22 protein-coding genes are annotated in these 25,246 nt (G+C 70.1%); 15 read left to right on the forward strand and 7 right to left on the reverse strand.

The genetic code is table 11. The annotated features are described in order from the left end of the window. Positions 1–118: 118 nt before the first annotated feature. From tesB to ABZ865_RS27395, 4 genes are all read right to left on the reverse strand, one after another. The gene (tesB, locus tag ABZ865_RS27380; RefSeq protein WP_361235666.1) at positions 119–985 is read right to left on the reverse strand and encodes an acyl-CoA thioesterase II; all 867 of its coding nucleotides are present in this window, start codon (positions 983–985) and stop codon (positions 119–121) included. Between the two features lie 47 nt (positions 986–1,032). Beyond that, positions 1,033–2,190: an acyl-CoA dehydrogenase family protein gene (locus ABZ865_RS27385; RefSeq protein WP_361235669.1), complete on the reverse strand. Its 1,158-nt coding sequence runs from the start codon at positions 2,188–2,190 to the stop codon at positions 1,033–1,035. Between the two features lie 132 nt (positions 2,191–2,322). Further along, the gene (locus tag ABZ865_RS27390; RefSeq protein WP_361235672.1) at positions 2,323–2,883 is read right to left on the reverse strand and encodes a Uma2 family endonuclease; all 561 of its coding nucleotides are present in this window, start codon (positions 2,881–2,883) and stop codon (positions 2,323–2,325) included. A 40-nt stretch (positions 2,884–2,923) separates the two neighbouring features. After that, positions 2,924–3,523 carry a TetR/AcrR family transcriptional regulator gene (locus tag ABZ865_RS27395; protein ID WP_361235674.1) on the reverse strand — a complete coding sequence of 200 codons (600 nt, stop codon included), beginning with the start codon at positions 3,521–3,523 and terminating at the stop codon, positions 2,924–2,926. Between the two features lie 97 nt (positions 3,524–3,620). Here ABZ865_RS27395 and ABZ865_RS27400 point away from each other — a divergent pair, with 97 nt between their 5' ends. The 12 genes from ABZ865_RS27400 to ABZ865_RS27455 all read left to right on the forward strand — a co-directional run bounded on the left by ABZ865_RS27400 (position 3,621) and on the right by ABZ865_RS27455 (position 17,972). Further along, the gene (locus tag ABZ865_RS27400; RefSeq protein WP_361235677.1) at positions 3,621–5,237 is read left to right on the forward strand and encodes a carboxyl transferase domain-containing protein; all 1,617 of its coding nucleotides are present in this window, start codon (positions 3,621–3,623) and stop codon (positions 5,235–5,237) included. Positions 5,238–5,248: 11 nt separating this feature from the next. Next, positions 5,249–7,189, forward strand: a complete 1,941-nt coding sequence (locus ABZ865_RS27405; protein ID WP_361235680.1) for an acetyl-CoA carboxylase biotin carboxylase subunit — start codon at positions 5,249–5,251, stop codon at positions 7,187–7,189. Between the two features lie 29 nt (positions 7,190–7,218). Next, positions 7,219–8,157, forward strand: a complete 939-nt coding sequence (locus ABZ865_RS27410; protein ID WP_361236345.1) for a hydroxymethylglutaryl-CoA lyase — start codon at positions 7,219–7,221, stop codon at positions 8,155–8,157. A 5-nt stretch (positions 8,158–8,162) separates the two neighbouring features. Then, on the forward strand, positions 8,163–9,323 hold the full coding sequence (locus ABZ865_RS27415; RefSeq protein WP_361235683.1) for an acyl-CoA dehydrogenase family protein: 1,161 nt from the start codon (positions 8,163–8,165) through the stop codon (positions 9,321–9,323). Positions 9,324–9,449: 126 nt separating this feature from the next. Then, a complete protein-coding gene (gene pyrF / locus ABZ865_RS27420) occupies positions 9,450–10,166 on the forward strand; it encodes an orotidine-5'-phosphate decarboxylase (protein ID WP_361235686.1) in 717 nt (238 codons plus the stop codon). A gap of 255 nt (positions 10,167–10,421) precedes the next feature. Further along, positions 10,422–10,802: a hypothetical protein gene (locus ABZ865_RS27425; protein ID WP_361235689.1), complete on the forward strand. Its 381-nt coding sequence runs from the start codon at positions 10,422–10,424 to the stop codon at positions 10,800–10,802. A gap of 119 nt (positions 10,803–10,921) precedes the next feature. Further along, the gene (locus ABZ865_RS27430) at positions 10,922–11,971 is read left to right on the forward strand and encodes an ABC transporter substrate-binding protein (protein WP_361235692.1); all 1,050 of its coding nucleotides are present in this window, start codon (positions 10,922–10,924) and stop codon (positions 11,969–11,971) included. Positions 11,972–12,029: 58 nt separating this feature from the next. After that, entirely contained in the window at positions 12,030–12,851 is an 822-nt protein-coding gene (locus ABZ865_RS27435) for a siderophore-interacting protein (protein ID WP_361235695.1), read from the forward strand. Positions 12,852–12,966: 115 nt separating this feature from the next. Next, the gene (gene desA, locus ABZ865_RS27440) at positions 12,967–14,409 is read left to right on the forward strand and encodes a lysine decarboxylase DesA (protein ID WP_361235698.1); all 1,443 of its coding nucleotides are present in this window, start codon (positions 12,967–12,969) and stop codon (positions 14,407–14,409) included. Then, complete coding sequence (locus tag ABZ865_RS27445) at positions 14,393–15,676, forward strand: lysine N(6)-hydroxylase/L-ornithine N(5)-oxygenase family protein (protein WP_361235701.1); 1,284 nt, start codon at positions 14,393–14,395, stop codon at positions 15,674–15,676. The genes desA and ABZ865_RS27445 overlap by 17 nt, the downstream gene beginning before the upstream one ends. After that, positions 15,673–16,197 (forward strand): GNAT family N-acetyltransferase, encoded by a 525-nt coding sequence (locus ABZ865_RS27450; RefSeq protein WP_361235704.1) that lies wholly within the window; start codon positions 15,673–15,675, stop codon positions 16,195–16,197. Before ABZ865_RS27445 ends, ABZ865_RS27450 begins: the two co-directional genes overlap by 4 nt. Then, positions 16,194–17,972 carry an IucA/IucC family siderophore biosynthesis protein gene (locus ABZ865_RS27455; protein WP_361235707.1) on the forward strand — a complete coding sequence of 593 codons (1,779 nt, stop codon included), beginning with the start codon at positions 16,194–16,196 and terminating at the stop codon, positions 17,970–17,972. The genes ABZ865_RS27450 and ABZ865_RS27455 overlap by 4 nt, the downstream gene beginning before the upstream one ends. A 69-nt stretch (positions 17,973–18,041) precedes the next feature. Here the strand turns inward: ABZ865_RS27455 and ABZ865_RS27460 are convergent, their stop codons facing one another. Beyond that, positions 18,042–19,589, reverse strand: a complete 1,548-nt coding sequence (locus ABZ865_RS27460) for a beta-N-acetylhexosaminidase (RefSeq protein WP_361235710.1) — start codon at positions 19,587–19,589, stop codon at positions 18,042–18,044. A 124-nt stretch (positions 19,590–19,713) separates the two neighbouring features. Between ABZ865_RS27460 and ABZ865_RS27465 the strand changes: the two genes are divergently transcribed. After that, complete coding sequence (locus ABZ865_RS27465; protein WP_361235713.1) at positions 19,714–20,595, forward strand: DUF4429 domain-containing protein; 882 nt, start codon at positions 19,714–19,716, stop codon at positions 20,593–20,595. 66 nt (positions 20,596–20,661) lie between these two features. On the opposite strand, the gene ABZ865_RS27470 is transcribed toward ABZ865_RS27465, so the two are convergent. Beyond that, complete coding sequence (locus ABZ865_RS27470) at positions 20,662–22,230, reverse strand: metallophosphoesterase family protein (protein ID WP_361235716.1); 1,569 nt, start codon at positions 22,228–22,230, stop codon at positions 20,662–20,664. Positions 22,231–22,395: 165 nt separating this feature from the next. Here ABZ865_RS27470 and ABZ865_RS27475 point away from each other — a divergent pair, with 165 nt between their 5' ends. Next, a complete protein-coding gene (locus ABZ865_RS27475) occupies positions 22,396–22,653 on the forward strand; it encodes a hypothetical protein (protein WP_361235719.1) in 258 nt (85 codons plus the stop codon). 26 nt (positions 22,654–22,679) lie between these two features. Beyond that, on the forward strand, positions 22,680–24,497 hold the full coding sequence (glmS, locus tag ABZ865_RS27480; RefSeq protein ID WP_361235722.1) for a glutamine--fructose-6-phosphate transaminase (isomerizing): 1,818 nt from the start codon (positions 22,680–22,682) through the stop codon (positions 24,495–24,497). Positions 24,498–24,640: 143 nt separating this feature from the next. Here glmS and ABZ865_RS27485 read toward each other — a convergent pair whose 3' ends face one another. After that, positions 24,641–25,201: a GPR1/FUN34/YaaH family transporter gene (locus ABZ865_RS27485; RefSeq protein ID WP_361235725.1), complete on the reverse strand. Its 561-nt coding sequence runs from the start codon at positions 25,199–25,201 to the stop codon at positions 24,641–24,643. Positions 25,202–25,246 lie beyond the last annotated feature (45 nt).

The raw sequence follows: 25,246 nt of genomic DNA on the forward strand, positions 1-25,246 counted from the left end.
AGGGGTATCCGGAGCGGTGTCCTGAAAAGTTGTAACTCCCGGGTCGTCCCGGCGTGTTCGGAACGACCCTCATCCGGTGTCCGGTCGCGCGGCCGCACCGGGCTCCGATCACGCGGCCTCACCGGGGGACGCGGACCACGCCCTCCTGGATGACGGAGATGGCGAGCCGGCCGTCCTGGGTGTAGATGCGGGCCTGGCCCAGGCCCCGGCCGCCGTGCGCGGACGGTGACTCCTGGTCGTAGAGCAGCCACTCGTCGGCGCGAAAGGGCCGGTGGAACCACATCGCGTGGTCGAGGGAGGCCCCGACGACGTCGCCGACGGCCCAGCCGCCGCGCCCGTGCGCGAGCAGCACGGCGTCGAGGAGGGTCATGTCGGAGACGTAGGTGGCGAGGACGACGTGCAGCAGGGGGTCGTCGTCCAGCTTGCCGTTGGCGCGGAACCACACCTGGCTGTGCGGTTCGCGCGGCTCGCCGAACCGCCCGTACGGCGGCTCGTCCACGTACCGCAGGTCGATGGCCTCGCGGGCCTCCAGGAAGCGCTCGACGACCTCGGGGGCGAGGTGGTCGTAGCCGCGCAGCCGCTCCTGCGAGGTGGGCAGGGTCTCCGGGTCCGGGGCGGGCGGCATGGGGATCTGGTGGTCCAGGCCTTCCTCGTACGTCTGGAAGGACGCCGAGAGGTGGAAGATCGGCTTGCCGTGCTGGACGGCGACCACGCGGCGGGTGGTGAAGGAGCGGCCGTCGCGGATGCGGTCGACGTTGTAGACGATGGGCGCGCCGGGGTCGCCGAGGCGCAGGAAGTACGCGTGCAGCGAGTGGGCGGGCCGGTCCGCCGGGACGGTGCGTCCGGCGGCGACCAGCGCCTGCGCCGCGACCTGCCCGCCGAAGACGCGCGGGACGACGGCGGAGCGGGACCGGCCGCGGAAGATGTTCTCCTCGATCTGCTCGAGGTCGAGCAGATCGAGGAGAACCTGGAGTGCCTGGCTCATGGCGTTAGTTGTACCGGCCAGTGATGACGGGGTCGATGTCCGGCGCCTTACAGACCCATGTCCTTGGCGATGATCGTCTTCATGATCTCGCTGGTGCCGCCGTAGATGCGGTTGACGCGGTTGTCCGCGTACAGGCGGGCGATCGGGTACTCGTTCATGAAGCCGTAGCCGCCGTGCAGCTGGAGGCAGCGGTCGATCACGCGGTGGGCGACCTCGGTGCAGAAGAGCTTCGCGGAGGCGGCCTCGGCGGGGGTCAGCTCGCCGGCGTCCAGGGCCTCGGTGGCGCGGTCGGCGACGGCCTCGGCGGCGTCGACCTCGGCCTGGCAGGCGGCCAGCTCGAACTTGGTGTTCTGGAAGGCGGCGACGGGCTGGCCGAAGACGGTGCGCTGCTGGACGTACTCCTTGGCGAACCGGACGGCGGCCTTGGCCTGCGCGTAGGCGCCGAAGGCGATGCCCCAGCGCTCGGAGGCGAGGTTGTGGCCGAGGTAGTAGAAGCCCTTGTTCTCCTCGCCGAGGAGGTCCTCGACGGGGACCTTGACGTCGACGAACGCCAGCTCGGCGGTGTCGGAGGTCTTCAGGCCGAGCTTGTCGAGCTTGCGGCCGACGGAGTAGCCCTCGGCCTTGGTGTCCACGACGAAGAGGGAGATGCCGAAGCGGCGGTCGTCCTCGCGCGGGGCGGAGGTGCGGGCGCAGACGATCATGCGGTCGGCGTGCACGCCACCGGTGATGAAGGTCTTGGCGCCGTTGAGGACGTAGTGCGTGCCGTCCTCGGAGAGCTTGGCGGTGGTCTTCATGCCCGCGAGGTCGGAGCCGGTGCCCGGCTCGGTCATCGCGATGGCCCACATCTCCTCGCCGGAGACGAACTTCGGCAGGTACCGCTTCTTCTGCTCGTCGGTGGCGAGAAGCTTGATGTAGGGCAGGCCCAGCAGCACGTGCACACCGGAGCCGCCGAAGGAGACGCCGGCGCGGGCGGTCTCCTCGTACAGGACGGCCTCGAACTTGTGCGTGTCCAGGCCGGCGCCGCCGAACTCCTCCGGGACGTTGATGCCGAAGACGCCCAGCTCACCCAGCTTGTAGTAGAACTCGCGCGGAGCCTGGCCGGCGGCGAACCACTCGTCGTACACCGGTACGACCTCGGCCTCGATGAAGGCGCGAAGGGTCTCCCGGAACGCCTCGTGATCCTCGTTGAACACCGTACGGCGCACGGCTACCTCCACGTACCTTGACCCGATTTCGGCATGTCTAAGCGCTTGCTCAGACTCGAAGATACCGGTGAGTACGCTCGGGCGTCCAGGGTGAGCTGTGCCACCTCGCCCGACGCGGGCAGGTGGCAGGCGTCAGTCCCGGGCCTTGCCGTACCGGCGGAAGGCGGAGGTGTCGATCGTCCAGGGGCCGAAGGGCACCGAGTCGCCGAAGATGTAGGGGTCCTTACGGGCGTAGCGACCTTTGCACGGCTCGGAGTGGACCTCGATCGTGCCGGTGCGTGGGTCGACGATCAGGTAGTGGGGGATGCCCATGGCCGGGTAGTCGGAGAGCTTCTCGCAGCAGGCGCAGTCCGGGCCGGACGGCGAGATGATCTCGGCCACCGCCGGCACCTGTGCCGCGTCGACGGCGAAACCCTCCTCGTCGAGCGCGGCCTCGGGGACGACGACCACGTCGGGACGGCGCATACGGCCGATTGTCACGTTCTCGATCTGGGGACCGTTCACACAGACATGGCCGGGGTGAGTGACAGGCAGCTGCGCGTCGAGCTGCTCACGGATGCGACGAACCGCGCCCGCGTGACGCTTCGGGCGGCGCCTCATGGCAAGCACTGGCCCGGACGGCCCGATCTCCACGCTCCAAGCACCCTCGAGCCGCTCGGCGTAGGCATCGAGATCCTCGGCGATCGCCCGCATCCTCGCGTAGTCCACGGTCCGAAGATAGTGGCCGGCCGCGTCACCCCTCTCCCGCCGCCGCGAACGCGCCCCGGGCCATCCGGTGCAGCAGGGTCGCGGTGGCTCCCCGGCCCGGGAGTGTGCCCGCGCGGCCCAGGTGAGGGGTGGAGTTCAGGAGGCCGAAGACCGAGTGGACGGCGGAGCGGGCCGTGGGCTCGGTCAGGGCGGGGTAGACCTCGCGGACCACCTCCACCCACAGCTCGACGTACTGGCGCTGGAGCTGGCGCACGAGCTTGCGGTCGCTGTCGCGGAGGCGGTCCAGCTCGCGGTCGTGCAGGGTGATGAGGGGGCGGTCGTCCAGGGCGAAGTCGATGTGGCCCTCGATGAGGGAGTCCAGGACGGCCGAGGCGCCGGTGTCGCCGTCGGCCTCCGCCAGGCGGCGCTTGGCGCCGGTCAGGAGCTGGCCGCTGATGCCGACCAGCAGCTCGGCGAGCATCGCGTCCTTGCCGGGGAAGTGACGGTAGAGGCCGGGGCCGCTGATGCCGACGGCCGCCCCTATCTCGTCGACGCCGACGCCGTGGAAACCGCGCTCGGCGAAGAGGCGGGCGGCCTCCTTGAGGATCTGCTCGCGACGGGTCGGGGCGTCGGTTCTGGTGACCATGCCAGTAATTCTAGACAGCGAGGTTAGCGGTCGTTAACCTGAAGGAAATGGTTAACGCTCATTAACAGTACGACCACTGGGTGAGGGGACCGCAGAAATGCACGAGGCACCGGAGCTGACGAGCGCGGCAGATCCCGCGTCGGAGGCCTGGCGGGCCAATGAACAAGCCCACCTCGCACTCGTCGGGGAGCTGCGCGCCAAGCTGGGCGCCGCCGCGCTCGGCGGCGGCGAGAAGGCCCGCGCCCGGCACACCGCGCGCGGCAAGCTGCTGCCCAGGGACCGGGTGGACACCCTGCTCGACCCGGGGTCGCCCTTCCTGGAGCTGGCCCCTCTCGCGGCCGACGGGATGTACGACGGCCAGGCACCGGCCGCCGGGGTGATCGCCGGGATCGGCCGGGTCAGCGGGCGCGAGTGCGTGATCGTCGCGAACGACGCCACCGTCAAGGGCGGCACGTACTACCCGATGACGGTGAAGAAGCACCTGCGCGCGCAGGAGGTGGCCCTCGACAACCGGCTGCCGTGCGTCTACCTCGTCGACTCCGGCGGCGCCTTCCTGCCCATGCAGGACGAGGTGTTCCCGGACCGCGAGCACTTCGGGCGGATCTTCTACAACCAGGCCCGGATGTCCGGCGCCGGGATCCCGCAGATCGCGGCCGTCCTCGGCTCGTGCACGGCCGGCGGCGCGTACGTCCCGGCGATGAGCGACGAGGCCGTGATCGTCCGCAACCAGGGCACGATCTTCCTCGGCGGCCCCCCGCTGGTGAAGGCGGCCACGGGTGAGGTCGTCACCGCGGAGGAGCTGGGCGGCGGCGAGGTCCACTCCCGGATCTCCGGCGTCACCGACCACCTCGCCGAGGACGACGCGCACGCCCTGCGGATCGTGCGCAACATCGTCGCCACCCTCCCCGCCCGGCAGTCCCTCCCCTGGGAGGTCCACCCCACGGTGGAGCCCAAGGTCGACCCCTACGGGCTCTACGGCGCCGTCCCGGTCGACTCCCGTACCCCCTACGACGTACGCGAGATCATCGCCCGGATCACCGACGGCTCCCGCTTCTCCGAGTTCAAGGCGGAGTTCGGGCAGACCCTGGTCACCGGCTTCGCCCGGATCCACGGCCACCCGGTCGGGATCGTCGCCAACAACGGCATCCTCTTCTCCGAGTCCGCCCAGAAGGGCGCCCACTTCATCGAGCTGTGCGACCAGCGCGGCATCCCGCTGCTGTTCCTGCAGAACATCTCGGGCTTCATGGTGGGCAGGGACTACGAAGCGGGTGGCATCGCCAAGCACGGCGCCAAGATGGTGACGGCCGTCGCCTGCACGCGCGTGCCGAAGCTGACCGTCGTGGTCGGCGGCTCGTACGGCGCCGGGAACTACTCCATGTGCGGCCGGGCCTACTCCCCCCGCTTCCTGTGGATGTGGCCGAACGCCAAGATCTCCGTCATGGGCGGCGAGCAGGCCGCCTCCGTCCTCGCCACCGTCAAGCGCGACCAGCTGGAGGCGCGGGGCGAGGAGTGGCCGGCCGACGAGGAAGAGACCTTCAAGGCGCCGATCCGCGCGCAGTACGAGCGCCAGGGCAACGCCTACTACGCCACCGCCCGCCTCTGGGACGACGGCGTCATCGACCCGCTGGAGACCCGTCAGGTGCTGGGACTCGCCCTGACGGCCTGCGCCAACGCGCCCCTGGGAGACCCCCAGTTCGGCGTCTTCCGGATGTGAGGAGGGGACCTATGTTCGACACAGTGCTCGTGGCCAACCGGGGCGAGATCGCCGTACGCGTCATCCGTACGCTCCGCTCGCTGGGCGTGCGCTCGGTGGCGGTCTTCTCCGACGCCGACGCGGACGCGCGGCACGTCCGGGAGGCCGACACGGCGGTACGGATCGGTCCGGCGCCCGCCGCCGAGAGCTATCTGTCGGTGGAGCGGCTGCTGGAGGCCGCCGCCCGCACAGGCGCCCAGGCCGTCCACCCCGGCTACGGCTTCCTCGCCGAGAACGCGGGCTTCGCGCGGGCGTGCGAGGAGGCGGGGCTGGTGTTCATCGGCCCGCCGGCGGACGCCATCGCCCTGATGGGCGACAAGATCCGCGCCAAGGAGACGGTGCGGGCGGCCGGGGTCCCGGTCGTGCCGGGTTCGAACGGCAGTGGGCTGAGCGATGCCCAACTCGCCGACGCGGCACGGGAGGTCGGTACTCCCGTGCTGCTCAAGCCGTCCGCGGGCGGTGGCGGCAAGGGCATGCGCCTGGTGCGGGAGATGACCGCGCTGGAGGAGGAGATCGCCGCCGCCCGCCGCGAGGCCCGCGCCTCCTTCGGCGACGACACGCTGCTGGTGGAGCGGTGGATCGACCGGCCCCGGCACATCGAGATCCAGGTGCTGGCCGACGGGCACGGAGGGGTCATCCACCTCGGCGAGCGCGAGTGCTCCCTCCAGCGGCGGCACCAGAAGATCATCGAAGAGGCGCCGAGCGTGCTCCTCGACGAGGAGACCCGGGCCGCGATGGGCGAGGCGGCCGTGCAGGCGGCCCGCTCCTGCGGGTACCGGGGCGCGGGCACGGTGGAGTTCATCGTCCCGGGCAACGACCCGTCGGCGTACTACTTCATGGAGATGAACACCCGTCTCCAGGTGGAACACCCCGTCACCGAGCTCATCACCGGGATCGACCTGGTGGAGTGGCAGCTGCGGGTGGCGGCCGGGGAGCGGCTGGGCTTCGCGCAGGAGGACGTACGGCTGACCGGGCACGCGGTCGAGGCGCGGATCTGCGCCGAGGACCCCGCGCGCGGGTTCCTGCCGTCCGGCGGCACGGTGCTGCTGCTGAACGAGCCCCAGGGCGACGGCGTCCGCACCGACTCCGGGCTCAGCCAGGGCACCGAGGTGGGCAGCCTGTACGACCCGATGCTGTCCAAGGTGATCGCCCACGGCCCCGACCGCGAGACGGCACTGCGCCGGCTCCGCGCGGCCCTCGCCGAGACGGTGACGCTGGGCGTGCAGACCAACGCGGGCTTCCTGCGGCGGCTGCTGGCCCATCCGGCCGTCGTGTCGGGCGAGATGGACACCGGGCTGGTGGAGCGGGTGGTGGACGACCTGGTCTCCACCGACGTACCGGAGGCGGTGTACGAGGCCGCGGCCGCCGTACGCCTGGAGGCGCTGCGGCCCACGCCCGGGCAGGACTGGGTGGACCCCTTCTCGGTGCCGAACGGCTGGCGGCTGGGCGGAGCGCCGAAGCCGGTCGCCTTCCCCCTGCGGGTGCCGGGGCTCGACCCCGTCGCCCACGCGAGCCGGGGCGGGGCCTCGGTCACCGAGGACCGGGTGTCCGTCACCCTGGACGGCGTCCGGCACACCTTCCACCGGGCCGGTGACTGGATCGGCCGCGACGGCGACGCCTGGCAGGTGCGCGACCACGACCCGGTGGCCGCCTCCCTCACCCGGTCCGCGCACGCGGGCGCCGACTCGCTGACCGCGCCGATGCCCGGCACCGTGACCGTGGTGAAGGTGGCCGTGGGCGACGAGGTGACCGCGGGCCAGAGCCTGCTGGTGGTCGAGGCGATGAAGATGGAGCACGTCATCTCCGCCCCGCACGCCGGCACGGTCGCCGAACTCGACGTGATCCCGGGCAGCACGGTCGCCATGGACCAGGTGCTCGCCGTGATCGCACCGCACGCGGAGGTGGCGGAATGAGCGCCGAAGAACGCGCTGAGGGACTGCCCATGACCGAGGGTCTGCCCATGGTCGTACCGGCCCAGGATCTGCCCGCCCGGGTGCGGATCCACGAGGTCGGCGCGCGCGATGGGCTGCAGAACGAGAAGCGGACCGTGCCGACGGAGGTGAAGGCGGACTTCATCCGCCGCCTGGCCGACTCGGGCCTGACCACGATCGAGGCGACGAGCTTCGTGCACCCCAAGTGGGTGCCCCAGCTCGCCGACGCCGAGGAGCTGTACCCGCAAATCAGCGACCTCGACGTGGAACTGCCCGTGCTGGTGCCCAACCAGCGCGGCCTGGACCGGGCCCTGGCGCTCGGCGCCCGCCGGATCGCGGTGTTCGCCAGCGCCACCGAGTCCTTCGCGAAGGCCAACCTCAACCGCACGGTGGACGAGTCGCTCGCCGTGTTCGAGCCGGTGGTGCGGCAGGCGAAGGACGCGGGCGCACACGTGCGCGGCTATGTCTCGATGTGCTTCGGCGACCCCTGGGAGGGGGCGGTCCCGCTCCACCAGGTGGCCCGCGTCTGCACGGCCCTGCGGAACATGGGCTGCGACGAGCTGAGCCTCGGCGACACCATCGGGGTGGCCACCCCGGGCCACGTCCTCGAACTGCTCGCGCTGCTCAATGAGGAGGGCGTGCCGACGAACGAGATCGGCGTGCACTTCCACGACACCTACGGCCAGGCACTCGCGAACACCCTGGCCGCCCTCCAGCACGGCGTCACCACCGTGGACGCCTCCGCCGGCGGCCTCGGCGGCTGTCCGTACGCCAAGTCCGCCACCGGCAACCTCGCCACCGAAGACCTCGTATGGATGCTGCACGGACTCGGCATCGAGACAGGGGTCGACCTCGGCCGTCTGACCGCCACGAGCGTGTGGATGGCCGCCCACCTGGACCGGCCCAGCCCGTCCCGTACCGTCCGCGCTCTCTCCCACAAGGAACAGTGATCAGCATGGACCACCGCCTCAGCCCCGAGCTGGAGGAACTCCGCCGTACGGTCGAGGAGTTCGCGCACGACGTCGTGGCGCCGAAGATCGGCGACTTCTACGAGCGGCACGAGTTCCCGTACGAGATCGTCCGCGAGATGGGCCGCATGGGTCTGTTCGGGCTGCCGTTCCCGGAGGAGTACGGCGGCATGGGCGGCGACTACCTGGCCCTCGGCATCGCCCTGGAGGAACTGGCCCGGGTGGACTCGTCCGTGGCCATCACCCTCGAAGCCGGTGTCTCCCTGGGCGCCATGCCCCTCCACCTCTTCGGCACGGAGGAGCAGAAGCGCGAGTGGCTGCCCCGCCTGTGCTCCGGCGAGATCCTGGGCGCGTTCGGCCTGACCGAGCCGGACGGCGGCAGCGACGCGGGCGCGACCCGTACGACGGCCCGCCTGGACCCGGACACGAACGAGTGGGTGATCAACGGCACGAAGTGCTTCATCACCAACTCCGGCACGGACATCACGGGCCTGGTGACGGTCACCGCGGTGACGGGCCGCAAGCCGGACGGCAAGCCGCAGATCTCCTCGATCATCGTCCCCTCGGGCACCCCCGGCTTCACGGTCGCCGCCCCCTACTCCAAGGTCGGCTGGAACGCCTCCGACACCCGCGAACTGTCCTTCCAGGACGTCCGCGTCCCCGCCGCCAACCTCCTCGGCGAGGAAGGCCGCGGCTACGCCCAGTTCCTGCGCATCCTCGACGAGGGCCGCATCGCCATCGCGGCGCTCGGGACCGGCCTGGCCCAGGGCTGCGTCGACGAATCCGTCAAGTACGCCAAGGAGCGCGAGGCCTTCGGCCGCCCGATCGGCTCCAACCAGGCCATCCAGTTCAAGCTCGCGGACATGGAGATGAAGGCCCACACCGCCCGCCTCGCCTGGCGTGACGCGGCCTCCCGTCTGGTCGCGGGCGAACCCTTCAAGAAGGAAGCCGCGATCGCCAAGCTCTACTCCTCCACGATCGCCGTCGACAACGCCCGCGACGCCACCCAGATCCACGGCGGCTACGGCTTCATGAACGAGTACCCGGTGGCCCGCATGTGGCGCGACTCCAAGATCCTCGAAATCGGCGAGGGCACGAGCGAGGTCCAGCGCATGCTGATCGCCCGGGAGCTGGGCCTGACGGGCTGAGGCGGCTCCGCGGGCCTGACGCGTCCGTGATCGTCGCCCGCGACGATCACGGACGGGTCGCCGTCCTGACGGCAGACTTCCCCCGGAAACGATCACCGGCTGGCAGTGGCGGGCACAATGACCCTCGTGGATCCAGACAACCAGATCATCGTCGCCCTGGACTGCGACAACCGACCGACCGCTGAAGACACCGTCGATCGACTGGGCGACGAGTGCAGCTTCTACAAGGTCGGCCTGGAGCTCCTCACCGCGGCCGGCCCCGACTTCGTCAAGCACCTTGTCGCGCGGGGCAAGAAGGTCTTCCTGGACCTCAAGCTCTTCGAGATCCCCAACTCTGTCGCTGGTGCAGTTCGCGCCGCAGGGGCTTTGGGCGTCTCCATGGTGACCGTGCACAGCATGGGCGGTACGAGCATCATGACCGCTGCTGTCGATGCCGCCCGCGCCTTTCCCGACCTGCGTGTCCTTGCGTTGACCGTGGTCACCAGCATGACCGACGAGGATCTCGCCGACATCGGCGTCAGCGACTCGTCCGAGCAGCAGGTACTCCGGTTGGCCCGCCTGGCGGGCAAGGCCGGCTGCCACGGCGTGATCGCCTCGCCCCAGGACGTCGCGGCCTTGCGAAGCACACTGGGCAGCGATGCCCTGATCATCACTCCCGGAGTCACCCTGCCTGGCGAAACCCGGTTCGAGCATGCCCGCCCCGGAACACCACGGGCTGCCCTCGCTGCAGGCGCCTCACATGTCGTCGTAGGGCGAACGGTCACCCGTGCCCCGGACCCCGCAGTCGCCTTCCGTCTCGTCCAGGCCGGCCTGCGAACAGCGGCGCCAGCAGGCGTCGAATGAGAGGCTGTGGACCGACGCCTCCGTCATGACAACAGGCTTCCGCACGCAGGGCGAGCCCAACGGCCTCAAGGCGAAGCCCCCGCGCTGTACCTGCGCACAGCGGCAGCCATCCTCACCGCGACCATCCTCGGCCTGACGAGCCCTCACAAAGCAATTGCAGCGGACGGCGGTCCGGGTCCGAGCGTCAACGTCCGCGGGAACGACAGCGACAGCGCCGCGGAGGGCCCCCTTCGGCAGGGCGCGCCCATCGCGGTCGTGTCCGATGTCGACCTGACCTCCCTGGCCGCAGACGACAACGGTCGCTTTACCGTGAAGTCGCCCGCGTTCACCGGGACCGTCACCGTCGAGATGCGGAAGAACAGCTTCGGGCAGGGCAACGGCACCATACGCTGCGACATCAAGCCGGGAAGCTACCCGGTGGACATCGCCGGACGCCACGAGACGACGTCCGGGCCGACTGGCAACCGGGGCCACCTGACCATCACCGTCAAGCGCGACGACCACCGGTACTGCCGGCAGGCCGCAGGCCCCTCAGGCCACACGGGCGCGGTGGCCGTCGTCGTCGGCGGCGGCACGGTAGTCCTCGCGGCCGCCGCGTACGCCGCCGCGCGACGCCGGAAGGCCAACGGCGCCTGAGCCATGCCCACGAGCGCAGTCGGGATGCCCCACCCCCCTGGACACTTAGTGAGGTTAGGCTAACCTATCTTCGAACTTGTCCGGCGGGCACCTCGCCCCGTTCGAAAGCAGTCGTATCCATGTCGCATGCCCGTGCCACCCACCTCACTCGCCGCGGACTGCTCGCCGTGGGCGGCGCCCTCGGACTCGGTGCCGTGCTCGCAGCCTGCGGGGACGACAAGGGCAAAGGCGGTGGCTCCGGGGAGACGGCCAAGAACGGCGGCGCGTCCGGACCGTGGAGCTTCAAGGATGACCGCGGTACGACCGTGAAGCTGGACAAGGTCCCCGCGAACATCGTCGCGTTCACCGGTGTCGGCGCCGCGCTGTACGACTACGGCGTCCAGGTGAAGGGGGTCTTCGGCCCGACCACGACGGCCGGCGGCAAGGCCGACGTCCAGGCCGGCGACATGGACGTCAGCAAGCTGACGGTCCTCGGCAACACCTGGGGCCAGTTCAACATCGAGAAGTACGCGGCCCTCGCGCCGGACGTGCTCATCACGACGATGTTCGACGCCGCCGGCACGCTCTGGTACGTCCCGGAGGAGTCGAAGAAGAAGATCGCCCAACTGGCCCCGAGCGTCGGCGTCTCCGTGTACGACCGTCAGCTCACCCAGCCGCTCCAGCGGATGTGGGAACTGGCCGAGTCGCTCGGCGGTGACATGAAGGCGGCCGGGGCGACGGACGCGAAGAAGCGGTTCGAGGAGGCGGCGTCCCGGCTGCGGGCGGCCGCCAAGGCCAAGCCCGACATCAAGGTGATGGCCGGTTCCGCGAGCGACCAGCTCTTCTACGTCTCCGGGACGAACCTCTCCATCGACCTGGAGTACTTCAAGGCCCTCGGCGTGAACTTCGTCGAGCCGCCGGAGAGCGCGAAGAAGCAGGGCGGCGGCTGGTACGAGTCGCTGAGCTGGGAGAACGTCGACAAGTACCAGGCCGACATCATCATGATGGACGACCGGTCCTCGGCGATCCAGCCGGCCGACATCACCAAGGCGACCTGGAAGAAGCTGCCCGCGGTGAAGGCGGGCCAGGTCATCGCACGGTCGCCCGAGCCGATCCTGTCGTACGACAAGTGCGTGCCGCTGCTGACGAATCTGGCGGAGGCGCTGGAGAAGGCCAAGAAGGTCGGCTGACCGGCACGCGGACAACCAGTACGCGAACTTCCTGACCTACCTCGTCTCAGGAGGCCTTATGACGACGGCCCTTGCCGCTCCGTTCCGCTTCTTCCCTCTTCAGGTTGTGCGGACCAGGCGGCTCGGGCCGTCTCTGGTTCGGGTGACCTTCGGCGGGGACGAGCTGCGGGGATTTCATTCCGACGGGCGCGATCAGTCCCTGTCGCTGTTTCTGCCGCATCCGGGGCAGAGCGAGCCTGTCGTGCCACTGGAGTTGGGGGACGCGTGGTGGCAGGGGTGGCGGGAGCTGCCCGATGACGTGCGGGCGGTGATGCGGTCGTACACCCTGAGGGCGCTGCGCCGGGATCCCGATGAGATCGACGTCGATTTCGTGCTGCATACTCCCGCCGGGCCCGCCTCCGCCTGGGCCTCCCGGGCCACCGTCGGCGACCGCGTCCTGGTGCTCGGCCCGGCGGTCGCGGACAACCGCGCGATCCGGTTCCGGCCGCCGGAGGGTACCGATCTCGTCGTCGTCTGGGGCGACGAGACCGCCGTGCCCGCCGCCACCGCCGTCCTGGAGTCGCTGCCGACCGGCACCCGTGTCCGCGCCTGGCTGGAGGTGCCGCAGGCCGCTGACATCCAGGACGTGGCGACCGAGGCGGACGCGGAGATCACGTGGCTCGTGCGGCACGACGGCGCCCCCATGACCGTCGACGCCGTACGGGCCGCTCGACTGCCGGACGCCGAGCGCCCGTACGTGTGGATCGCGGGCGAGTCGGGGCGGGTGAGGGCGCTGCGGCGGCATTTCGTCGGCGAGCGCGGGGTGGACCGGCTGCATGTCACCTTCGTCGGCTACTGGCGGCAGGGCATGACGGAGGACCAGCTCCGCGCGGCGGAGTAACTCTCCCTGAAGCGAAGCCAGTCACGGCAGAGGCATGCCGTGATTCAGGCGACTTAGGTTAGGCTAACCTAAGTCAAATCCCAGACGGATGACCGTCCCCTCGGAGGACCCCCACATGCGCTCGCACCTGCTCAATGGCCTCACCGCGGAGCACTACCGCCGCTCCGTGACCGAAGGAGTCGAGCGGGTGGCGGCCAAACTCGCCACCACCGACCGTCCGTTCACCGGCATCACGGCCGACGCCCTCTCCCCCCGCATCGACGCGATCGACCTCGACCGGCCGCTCGGCGACACCGCCGCGGCCCTGGACGAGCTGGAGGACGTCTACCTCCGCGACGCCGTCTACTTCCACCACCCCCGATACCTCGCCCACCTCAACTGCCCGGTGGTCATCCCGGCGGTGCTCGGCGAGGCCGTGCTCTCCGCGGTCAACTCCTCCCTCGACACCTGGGACCAGTCGGCCGGCGGCACCCTCATCGAACGCAGGCTCGTCGACTGGACCGCCGAGCGCATCGGCCTCGGCCCCGCCGCCGACGGCGTGTTCACCTCCGGCGGCACCCAGTCCAACCTCCAGGCGCTGCTGCTGGCCCGGGAGGAGGCCAAGAGCGAGAGCCTCGCGAAACTGCGGATCTTCGCCTCCGAAGTCAGCCACTTCAGCGTGAAGAAGTCCGCCACACTGCTGGGGCTCGGGCAGGACGCCGTCGTCGCCGTCCCGGTCGACCACGACAAGCGCATGCAGACCGTCGCCCTCGCCCGCGAGCTGGAGCGCTGCCGCCGCGACGGCCTCGTCCCCATGGCCGTCGTCGCCACCGCCGGCACCACCGACTTCGGCTCCATCGACCCGCTGCCCGAGATCGCCGAGCTGTGCGAGCAGTACGACACCTGGCTGCACGTCGACGCCGCCTACGGCTGCGGGCTGCTCACCTCCCGCAAGCACCGGGACCGCCTCGACGGCATCGAGCGCGCCGACTCGGTCACCGTGGACTACCACAAGTCGTTCTTCCAGCCGGTGAGTTCGTCCGCCGTGCTGGTGCGGGACGCCTCGACCCTGCGGCACGCCACCTATCACGCGGAGTACCTGAACCCCCGCCGTACGGTCGTCGAGCGCATCCCCAACCAGGTCGACAAGTCCCTGCAGACCACCCGCCGCTTCGACGCCCTCAAGCTGTGGATGACCCTGCGCGTCATGGGCGCCGACGGCATCGGCGAACTCTTCGACGAGGTCTGCGACCTGGCCCGGGAGGGGTGGCGCATGCTCGCCGCCGACCCCCGCTTCGACGTCGTCGTGGAGCCCTCGCTCTCCACCCTCGTCTTCCGCTGCGTCCCGGCGGCCGTCACCGATCCGGCCGAGATCGACCGCGCCAACCTGTACGCCCGCAAGGCGCTGTTCGCCTCCGGCGACGCCGTGGTCGCGGGAACCAAGGTCGCCGGCCGCCACTACCTCAAGTTCACCCTGCTCAACCCCGAGACGACGCCGGCCGACATCGCCGCCGTCCTCGACCTGATCGCCGGCCACGCCGAGCAGTACCTGGGAGAGTCCCTTGACCGCGCTTCCTGAAGCCACCCGCATCCATGACCTCGTGGGGATCGGGCTCGGCCCCTTCAACCTCGGCCTGGCCTGCCTCACCGAGCCCATCGCCGAACTGGACGCCGTCTTCCTGGAGTCAAAGCCCGGCTTCGAGTGGCACGCCGGGATGTTCCTGGACGGCGCACACCTCCAGACCCCGTTCATGTCGGACCTGGTCACCCTGGCCGACCCGACCTCGCCGTACTCCTTCCTGAGCTATCTGAAGGAGAAGGGCAGGCTGTACTCGTTCTACATCCGCGAGAACTTCTATCCCCTGCGGGTCGAGTACGACGACTACTGCCGCTGGGCCGCGAGCCGGCTGAGCAGCGTCCGCTTCGGCACCACGGTCACCGAGGTGACGTACCAGGACGAGCTGTACGTCGTCCGCACCGGCACCGGCACGACCTACCGCGCCCGTCACCTCGTCCTCGGCACCGGAACGGTCCCCCATGTGCCGCCCGCCTGCCGGGGGCTGGGCGGCGACGTCCTGCACAACGCGCAGTACATGCACCGCAAGTCGGAGCTGCAGGCGAAGCGGTCCATCACGATCGTCGGCAGCGGCCAGAGCGCGGCGGAGATCTACTACGAACTGCTCTCCGAGATCGACGTGCGCGGCTACGAGCTGAACTGGGTCACCCGCTCCCCGCGCTTCTTCCCGCTCGAATACACCAAGCTGACCCTGGAGATGACTTCTCCGGACTACATCGACTACTTCCGCGCGCTGCCCGAGGAGACCCGCTATCGGCTGGAGAAGCAGCAGAAGGGGCTGTTCAAGGGCATCAACTCGGACCTCATCGACTCGATCTTCGACCTCCTCTACCAGAAGAACGTCGAGAGCGGCGACCGTCCGGTCCCGACCCGGCTGCTCACCAACTCCTCGCTGACCAGCGCCCGTCACGAGGACGGCTGGTACACCCTCGGCTTCCACCAGGACGAGCAGGACAAGGACTTCGAGATCCGCACCGAGGGCCTGGTGCTGGCCACCGGCTACCACTACGAGCCGCCGGCCTTCCTCGCCCCCATCCACGACCGCCTCCGCTTCGACGGCCACGGACGCTTCGACGTCGCCCGCAACTACGCGATCGACGTGACCGGCCGGGGCGTCTTCCTCCAGAACGCCGGCGTCCACACCCACAGCGTCACCAGCCCCGACCTGGGCATGGGTCCCTACCGCAACAGCTGCATCATCCGCGAGCTGCTCGGCACCGAGTACTACCCGGTCGAAAAGACCATCGCCTTCCAGGAGTTCGCCGTATGACCTTCACCTTCCGCACCGTCGATCCGCTGAAGGACGGTGAACTGCTGCACTCCTGGGTCACGCATCCCAAGGCGGCCTACTGGATGATGCAGGACGCGAAACTGGAGGACGTCGAGCGCGCCTACATGGAGATCGCGGCCGACGAGCACCACCACGCCCTGCTGGGGCTGCGCGCCGGGGAGCCCGTCTTCCTCATGGAGAAGTACGACCCGGCCCACCGCGAGCTGGTCGGGCTGTACGAGCCGCGGCCGGGCGATGTGGGCATGCACTTCCTCACGCCCCCCACCGACGTACCGGTGCACGGGTTCACCCGGTCCGTCATCACCGCCGTGATGCGGCACCTGTTCGAGGACCCGGCCACCTCCCGGGTCGTCGTCGAGCCGGACGTGTCCAACACGGCCGTGCACGCCCTGAACGAGGCCGTCGGGTTCGTGCCCGAACGGGAGATCCAGAAGCCGGAGAAGAAGGCGCTGCTGAGCTTCTGCACACGCGAGAGCTTCGAGAAGGCGGTGGCCGCGTGAGCCCCGCCGACGCCGTGGCCCACCTCTCCCCCGAGCGCTGGGAGACCGCCAACCGGCTGCTCATACGGAAGGCGCTCGCCGAGTTCGCGCACGAGCGGCTGATCACACCCGAGGAGGACGGACAGGAGAGCGGGCGGTACGTCGTACGGAGTGACGACGGGCTCACCTCGTACCGGTTCACCGCCGTGCGGCGGGCCCTCGACCACTGGCAGGTCGACGCCGGATCCATCACCCGGCACCGGGCGGGCGAGGAACTCCCCCTCGCCGCGCTGGACTTCTTCGTCGAACTGCGGCAGGCCCTGGGCCTGAGCGACGAGATCCTGCCCGTCTACCTGGAGGAGATCTCCTCCACCCTCTCCGGCACCTGCTACAAGCTGGCCAAGCCCCGCGTCACCTCCGCGGAGCTGGCGCGGTCCGGGTTCCAGGAGATCGAGACCGGGATGACCGAGGGCCACCCCTGCTTCGTCGCGAACAACGGGCGGCTCGGGTTCGGCATCCACGAGTACCTGGCGTACGCCCCGGAGACCGCGAGCCCGGTGCGGCTGGTGTGGCTGGCCGCGCACCGCTCGCGGGCCGCGTTCACGGCAGGCGTCGGCATCGACTACGAGTCGTTCCTGCGGGAGGAGCTGGGCGAGCGGACGGTGAACCGTTTCCGCGCCACGCTAGCCGACCAGGGCCTCGACCCCGCCGACTATCTGCTCATACCCGTCCACCCCTGGCAGTGGTGGAACAAGCTCAGCGTCACCTTCGCCGCCGAGGTGGCCCGCCGGCACCTGGTGTGCCTGGGCGAGGGCGACGACGAGTACCTGGCCCAGCAGTCCATACGGACCTTCTTCAACGTCTCCGACCCGCGCAAGCACTACGTGAAGACGGCCCTGTCCGTGCTCAACATGGGCTTCATGCGCGGTCTCTCGGCCGCCTACATGGAGGCGACCCCGGCGATCAACGACTGGCTGGGCCGGCTGATCGAGGGCGACCCCGTGCTGAAGTCGACGGGGCTGTCGGTCATCCGGGAGCGGGCGGCCGTCGGTTACCGCCATCTGGAGTACGAGCGGGCCACCGACCGCCACTCGCCCTACCGCAAGATGCTGGCCGCGCTGTGGCGGGAGAGCCCGGTGCCGTCGCTGCGCGAGGGCGAGTCCCTGGCGACCATGGCGTCCCTGCTGCACGTGGACCACGAGGGCGCCTCCTTCGCGGGCGCGCTGATCGAGCGGTCCGGGCTCGCGCCCACCGAGTGGCTGCGGCGGTACCTGCGGGCGTACTACACACCGCTGCTGCACTGCTTCTACGCCTACGACCTGGCCTTCATGCCGCACGGCGAGAACACGATCCTGGTCCTGCGGGACGGGGCCGTGGAGCGCGCGATCTACAAGGACATCGCCGAGGAGATCGTCGTCATGGACCCGGACGCGGTGCTGCCGCCGGAGGTGCGGCGGATCCGGGTCGAGGTCCCGGAGGACCAGAAGCTGCTGTCGGTCTTCACGGACGTCTTCGACTGCTTCTTCCGGTTCCTCGCGGCGCAGCTCGCCGCCGAGGGGATCCTGGCGGAGGACGCCTTCTGGCGTACGGTCGCGGAGGTCACCCGCGCGTACCAGGAGGCGACGCCCGAACTGGCCGACAGGTTCCGCCAGTACGACGTGTTCGCGCCGGAGTTCGCGCTGTCCTGCCTCAACCGGCTGCAGCTGCGCGACAACCGGCAGATGGTGGACCTCTCCGACCCGTCCGCCGCGCTCCAGCTGGTGGGGACCCTGCGGAACCCGATCGCCGGCTTCTGACGGCCCAAAGGCCCCGAGACGGACGGGCACCCCTGAGTACGGTCCTCAGGGGTGCCCGTCGCGCTTGGGTCAGCTCGTCGGCCAGGGCACCTGGGGTGACTTGTAGTACCTGATCCCCAGGGCGTCCCAGCGCGGGGCCTGGGCGGCCAGGCGCACCTTGTAGCGCGCCCAGTCGTGCGTGGCCGCCGGGGACCAGCCCAGTTCGGCGGCTCCGGGCAGCCGGGGGAAGGCCATGTACTCGAGGTCGGTGGTCTTCGCGACCGTCTCGGACCACATGGGCGCCTCGACGCCCCTGACGGCCGAGGCGGGCGCACCGGCGAGGTAGGCGCCGGGGTTCCAGTCGTAGGAGCGCTTCACCTCCACGAGGCCGGCCCAGTCCAGGCCGAGATCGGTGTCCTTGGTGTACTTCATGTCGAGGTAGATCCGGTCGGCCGGGGACAGGATCAGTCCGGTGCCGTTCCGGGCCGCCTTGGCGACCTGTTCCTTCTCGGCGGCGCTGGTGCTGTCCAGGCCCCAGTACTGGGCGAGGGCGCCCTCGACGGGCGTGGCGCCGGTCAGCTGGTGCCAGCCGATGACGGTCTTGCCGTACTTGGCGACGATCGGCTGGACGCGGTCCATGAACGTCACGTAGTCGGCGTGGCTGGTGGAGTGCGCCTCGTCGCCTCCTATGTGGAGGTAGCGGCCGGGGGTGAGCGCGGCCAGCTCGCGGATCACGTCGTCCACGAAGTCGTACGTGACCTCCTTGGGCGCGCACAGCGAGCTGAAGCCGACCTCGGTGCCGGTGTACAGCGGGGGTGCGACGCCGTCGCAGTTGAGCTGTGCGTAGGAGGCGAGGGCCGCGTTGGTGTGGCCGGGCATGTCTATCTCGGGGACGACCTCCAGGTAGCGGGAGGTGGCGTAGCGGACGATCTCCCGGTAGTCGTCCTTGGTGTAGTAGCCGCCCTTGCCGCCGCCGACCTGGGTGGAGCCGCCGTAGGTGGCCAGGCGCGGCCAGGAGTCGACGGCGATGCGCCAGCCCTGGTCGTCGCTGAGGTGCAGATGCAGGGTGTTGATCTTGTAGAGGGCGAGCTGGTCGATGTAGCGCTTGACCTGGGCGACGGTGAAGAAGTGCCGGGAGACGTCGAGCATCGCCCCGCGGTAGCCGTAGCGGGGGTGGTCCTCTATGGTGCCGCCCGCGATCTGCCAGGGGCCGGGCTGGACGGTCTTCTTCTCGACGGCCGCGGGGAGCAGCTGACGCAGGGTCTGGACGCCGTGGAACAGGCCCGCGGGGGCGCCGGCGGTGATGGTGACGCCACCGGGGTCGCTGTGCAGGCGGTAGCCCTCGGCCCCGTACGGACCCTCGGCCAGGCGCAGCTCGATGCCGCCCTTGCCCTGTTCGACCAGGGGCAGGGCGTAGCCGGTGGAGGGCCGCAGGACGCCGGCGAGGTACTCGCCGATCCGCCGGGTGGCGTCCGTGCCGTCGACGCGGACGCTGGTCGAGGACGTGATGCGGTACGGGGATCCGCTCGGCGTGACGGTGGCGGGCGCCGGGATCACGCGGTCCAGGGGCGTCACCGCCGCGGCCCGGGGAGCCGCGCCGGCGCTCGTGGTGAGCGCTCCTGCCACTGCGACCAGCATGAAGCAGCCCAGTATTCGGGTCAGTCGGGGAGTCGTGCCGCGATGCCGTCTCACATGCGCTCCCTTCGGGACTACGGGATTGGTAAAGACCACTCTCCCTCAGATCCGGTGAAACAATCCCCGCATGGCGGAAATCATCCAGAAGGACGGCACCTGGGCCTTCGTCGGGGACTCCCTGCGGCTGACCCCGGGACGCGACAAGAACGTGAGTTTGGTGCGCCGCACGCTGGGTGAACTCGAGGTACCGCTGCACGCTTTGGCCGGCGTCTCCTTCGAGCAGGGCCGGAGGTCGGGGCGGCTGCGGCTGAGGCTGCGGGACGGCGCCGACCCGCTGCTGGGCGCCACCGGCGGCCGGCTCGCCGAGTCCGACGACCCCTATCGGCTGAGCGTGGACTCCGACCGGTACGGCGTGGCCGAGTACTTCGCGGAGGAGGTCCGCAACGCGCTGCTGCTGGAGGGCGTTTCCGCCGGGCCGGTCACCGGGTACCTGCTGCCGGGGCCGTCCCTGCCGGTGTCCGCCGCGGCCGGGGACGGCTCGGCGTCCTTCGACGGGGAGCGGGTGCGCCTGGAGTGGAACTGGAAGACGGAGGACGCCAAGGCCGCCACCGGGCCGCGCACGATCCGGCTCACGGAGATCACCGCCGTGGAGTGGCAGCCGGCCGCCGGACTGGAGAACGGGCACCTGCGCTTCTCGGTGCGGGGCGCGCCCGTCACCGCGCCGCCCAAGTACGACCCGAACGCCGTCGAGCTGTGGGGCTTCAAGAAGGATCCGCTGATGGCGCTGGTCGCGGCGGCCGTGCAGGCGCGGCTGCCGCACCCGTCGGCACCGGCCGCCGGGGCACTCGTACCCGGGCAGGCCGTGCCGCTGGACAAGGCGCCCGCCGCCGAGGACGACCATGACGCGCTGCTGCGGCGGCTGCGGGAGCTGGGCGAGCTGCACCGCTCGGGGGTGCTGACCGACGAGGAGTTCACCCAGGCCAAACGGGCGGTCCTCAACCGCATGTGAGGACCGCCCGCTCCGGCCAAAACCGCCCGTTCCGGGAGGTGTGGCCGTCGTTACGCCGTCACGCCGTTACTTCGCCGTGCGGGACACCGTGAAGTGGTCGATGCGGTCACCGGTCTCGGCGATGCCCGACACCTTCAGGGTGGTCTGCCGGCCCCGCGGCGCGGGGGTGACGTCCACGCGCAGGAAGGAGTAGTTGAGGTAGCGCACCCGGGACCAGGCGACGGTCTCGGGCTGCCGGGCGCCGTCCTTGAGGCAGATGAACGAGGACACGGACTCGACCTCGTGCTCGTGGCCCTCGTAGGAGTCCGGGGCGGTGAACGCGTACAGGCTGCGGCCCGCCGCGCCGGCCGTGACGTAGACCACACCCTCGGTCTCGGGGTAGGCCGTGCCGCCGATGGGCAGCTTCTTGGTGACCTCGCCGCCCTTGATGACGTCGGTGCGCTCGTACTGGTGGTTGTGGCCGTTGATGACCAGGTCCACCTGGTACTTGTCGAACAGCGGCACCCACTCCTGGCGCACGCCCCCCTCCGAGGCGTGCGCGGTGGAGGTGCAGTACGCGCAGTGGTGGAAGAAGACGATGACGAAGTCGACGTCCTTCGAGGCGCGGAACTTCTTCAGCTGCGCCTCGAACCACTTGGTCTGCGTTCCGCCCGATATGCCCAGGTTCGCCGGGATCTCGAAGGAGACGTCGTTCGGGTCCAGCGAGATGATCGCGGTGTTGCCGTGGACGAAGGAGTAGACGCCGGGGAGGTGCTTCGGGTCCGGGCCGTTGTCCGGAAGCGTCCAGCGGGCCTCCTCGCCGCCGTAGCCGTTCGGCGAGTACCAGGCCTCCATGTCGTGGTTGCCGTACGAGACCATCCACGGGATCTGCTTGGCGACCGACTCGGTCTGGTACAGGAACTGGTCCCAGGTGCGCGAGTCGAACCCGGTGTCGGTGGTCTTGCCCTGGCCGGCCGGGTCGCCGTAGGCGATGTCGCCGGCGTGCAGGTGGAAGGACGGGTTCTGGCCGAGGATCAGGCTGTCGTTGGCCAGGGCGTGGTAGCTGACGCCCTGGTCGCCGAAGGCGGTGAAGGTGAACGGCGCCTTGTGGGCGGGGGCGGTGGTGAAGGTGCCCAGGGTGCCCGCGAGGTGCGGCTCGGCCGGGTCGAAGCCCTCGTGGCCGACGCCGTAGTAGTACGTCCGGCCGGGGCGCAGGTGGGTGAGCTGGGCGTGCAGGTAGTACTGCGTGTGGTCGCCGCTCGCGCCGACGCCGGCCGGGGTGTAGAGGGTGCGGACCTCGGCCTCGATCTTGCGGGAGAGGTCCCAGGGGTGGGCGCCGATGCGGATGAAGGGCTTCTTGACGGCGACCGGGACCTGCCAGGAGACGGTCATCTCGGTGCGCGGGTCGGCGCCGTAGGCGAGGTGGCGGCCGAACGGGGCGACGAGGGCGCCGTCGACGGTCTCGACCGCCGGGGCGGTGCGCTGGGTCGGGACGGCGGCCTGGGCGGGGGCACCCGGCACGAACACGCCACCGGCGACGGCGCCCAGCGTGACGGCACCGCCTCTGATCATGTTGCGCCGGGAGAATCTGGCGCGCAGGTACTCGTGCTGCTCGGCCATACTCATGCGCTCGGCCAGCGTGTCGGGTACTCCCATACGAGGAATGTCCATGGCGTCTGAAACTCGTGGCTCCGGGCGACGCGGCACAAGACTCAGGATGGACAGCTTGCGAACAGAGGCCCATAAGAGTTTCAACAGGCCGCTGCCCGGATTCGGGCACGATTCTTGCGAAACTCGCGCCGGTACCCCAGGATCTACCGGGTGCACGAGGAACTTGTCGATCACCTGACGCGGTCCACGCCCCTGAACCGGGGTGAGGCCCTGCGGGTGGTCCAGGACGTCCTCGCCTACTTCGACGAGACGACCCAGGACTACGTCCGTCGCCGCCACCGCGAACTGCAGGCCCAGGGCCTGCAGAACACGGAGATCTTCGAACGGATCGAGGCGGACCTGCGATACCGGGCGGTGGCGCCGCCGGAGCTGACGCTCAGGCAGCTGCGCCGCATGGTCTACGGCTGAGACGCCAGACTGAGAGATACCTGTACATGTGCGGAATTGTCGGATACATCGGTAAGCGTGACGTGGCTCCGCTGCTGCTGGAGGGCCTGCAGCGGCTGGAGTACCGCGGGTACGACTCCGCGGGCATCGTCGTCACCTCCCCGAAGACGCCTGGCCTGAAGATGGTCAAGGCCAAGGGCCGGGTGCGCGACCTGGAGGCGAAGGTCCCGGCGCGCTTCAAGGGCACCACCGGCATCGCCCACACCCGCTGGGCCACCCACGGCGCCCCCTCCGACCTGAACGCCCACCCGCACATGTCGGCCGACCAGAAGGTCGCCGTCGTCCACAACGGCATCATCGACAACGCCGCCGACCTGCGCCGCAAGCTGGAGGCGGACGGCGTCGAGTTCCTCTCCGAGACCGACACCGAGGTCCTCGTCCACCTCATCGCGCGCTCGGGCGCCGAGAAGCTGGAGGACAAGGTCCGCGAGACCCTGCGCGTGGTCGAGGGCACCTACGGCATCGCGGTCATGCACGCCGACTTCTCCGACCGCATCGTGGTGGCCCGCAACGGCTCCCCGGTCGTCCTCGGCATCGGCGAGAAGGAGATGTTCGTCGCATCCGACATCGCCGCGCTGGTCGCCCACACCCGGCAGATAGTCACGCTGGACGACGGCGAGATGGCCACCCTCAAGGCCGACGACTTCCGCACCTACACCACCGAGGGCACCCGTACGACGGCCGAGCCGACCACCGTGGAGTGGGAGGCGGCCTCCTACGACATGGGCGGCCACGACACGTACATGCACAAGGAGATCCACGAGCAGGCCGACGCCGTGGACCGCGTGCTGCGCGGCCGCATCGACGACCGGTTCTCCACCGTGCACCTCGGCGGCCTGAACCTGGACGCCCGCGAGGCGCGCAAGATCCGCCGCGTGAAGATCCTCGGCTGCGGCACCTCGTACCACGCGGGCATGATCGGCGCCCAGATGATCGAGGAGCTGGCCCGCATCCCCGCCGACGCCGAGCCGGCCTCCGAGTTCCGCTACCGCAACGCGGTCGTCGACCCCGACACCCTCTACGTCGCGGTCTCCCAGTCCGGTGAGACGTACGACGTCCTCGCCGCCGTGCAGGAGCTGAAGCGCAAGGGCGCCCGCGTCCTCGGCGTCGTCAACGTGGTCGGCTCGGCGATCGCCCGCGAGGCGGACGGCGGCATCTACGTGCACGCCGGCCCCGAGGTCTGCGTGGTCTCCACCAAGTGCTTCACCAACACCACGGTGGCCTTCGCCCTCCTCGCCCTGCACCTCGGCCGCACCCGCGACCTCTCCGTCCGCGACGGCAAGCGGATCATCGAGGGCCTGCGCAAGCTGCCCGAGCAGATCTCCGAGATCCTCAAGCAGGAGGAGGACGTCAAGCTGCTCGCCGAGCAGTACGCCGACGCCCGCTCGATGCTCTTCATCGGCCGCGTCCGGGGCTACCCGGTCGCCCGTGAGGCCTCCCTGAAGCTCAAGGAGGTCTCCTACATCCACGCCGAGGCCTACCCCGCCTCCGAGCTGAAGCACGGCCCGCTGGCCCTCATCGAGCCCGCGCTCCCCACGGTCGCGATCGTCCCCGACGACGACCTCCTGGAGAAGAACCGCGCCGCCCTGGAGGAGATCAAGGCCCGCAGCGGCAAGATCCTCGCGGTGGCCCACCAGGAGCAGGAGAAGGCCGACCAGACGATCATCGTCCCCAAGAACGAGGACGAGCTCGACCCGATCCTCATGGGCATCCCCCTCCAGCTCCTCGCCTACCACACGGCCAAGGCCCTGGGCCGCGACATCGACAAGCCGAGGAACCTCGCGAAGTCCGTGACGGTGGAGTAGCAAGCCGCCCGACCACGGCAGCGACAATTGAGCAACCCCCGCGGCGAGCAACCACGTCCGCGAGAGCGGCGCCGGTTTAGGCGCAAAAAAGGGACCCCCACGTGTGCCACCAACACGTGGGGGTCCCTTCAGTGCTGCACGTTTCAGCCGGCGGCCGTCACCCCCCGGCCCGCAGCACGCCCCGGAAGGGCCGTCGGCCAGTGCGCGAGCGCGGCCGTCGCCGCGTACCACGCCACCGCACCGGAGACGGCGGCCACCCAGCCGCCGACCTTCGCCAGCGAGGAACTGTCGGCGAAGCTCGCGACGGCGAGCACCAGCATCGCGAGGAAGAGCAGCGCATGCATGAGCTGACCGAGGCTGTCGCCGCCCGCGAGGGTCAACGTGAGGGCCACGAGGGCGAACAGGAGCAGGAAGAGCCCGGCCGCGTTGGCCGAACCGTGGGAGGCGACGGCCCAGGTGAACCACAGGGCGCCGAGGGCCGCGAAGCCCGTACCCGAGGCGCTGTCACCGCCACGGAAGGCCAGGAGGCCGATCAGGAACAGAGCAACTCCGCCCACATAGTGGGCCACTGACACGGCGTCGGACGCCGCCACACCGTCGATCACGCCGGTCGTACCGAGTCCGAACGCCAACAGGGTGATCCCCAGGGCGAGTCGGCCCACGACGGTCGTGCTTCCGCTTCCCGCAGAGACGTCACTGTCCACGGCGGGCTCCCTTCATGCATGTGCGTTGCGCAGTGACCGATATAT

The sequence above is a fragment of the Streptomyces sp. NPDC047085 genome (genome assembly GCF_040643735.1).
Classification (GTDB): Bacteria; Actinomycetota; Actinomycetes; order Streptomycetales; family Streptomycetaceae; genus Streptomyces.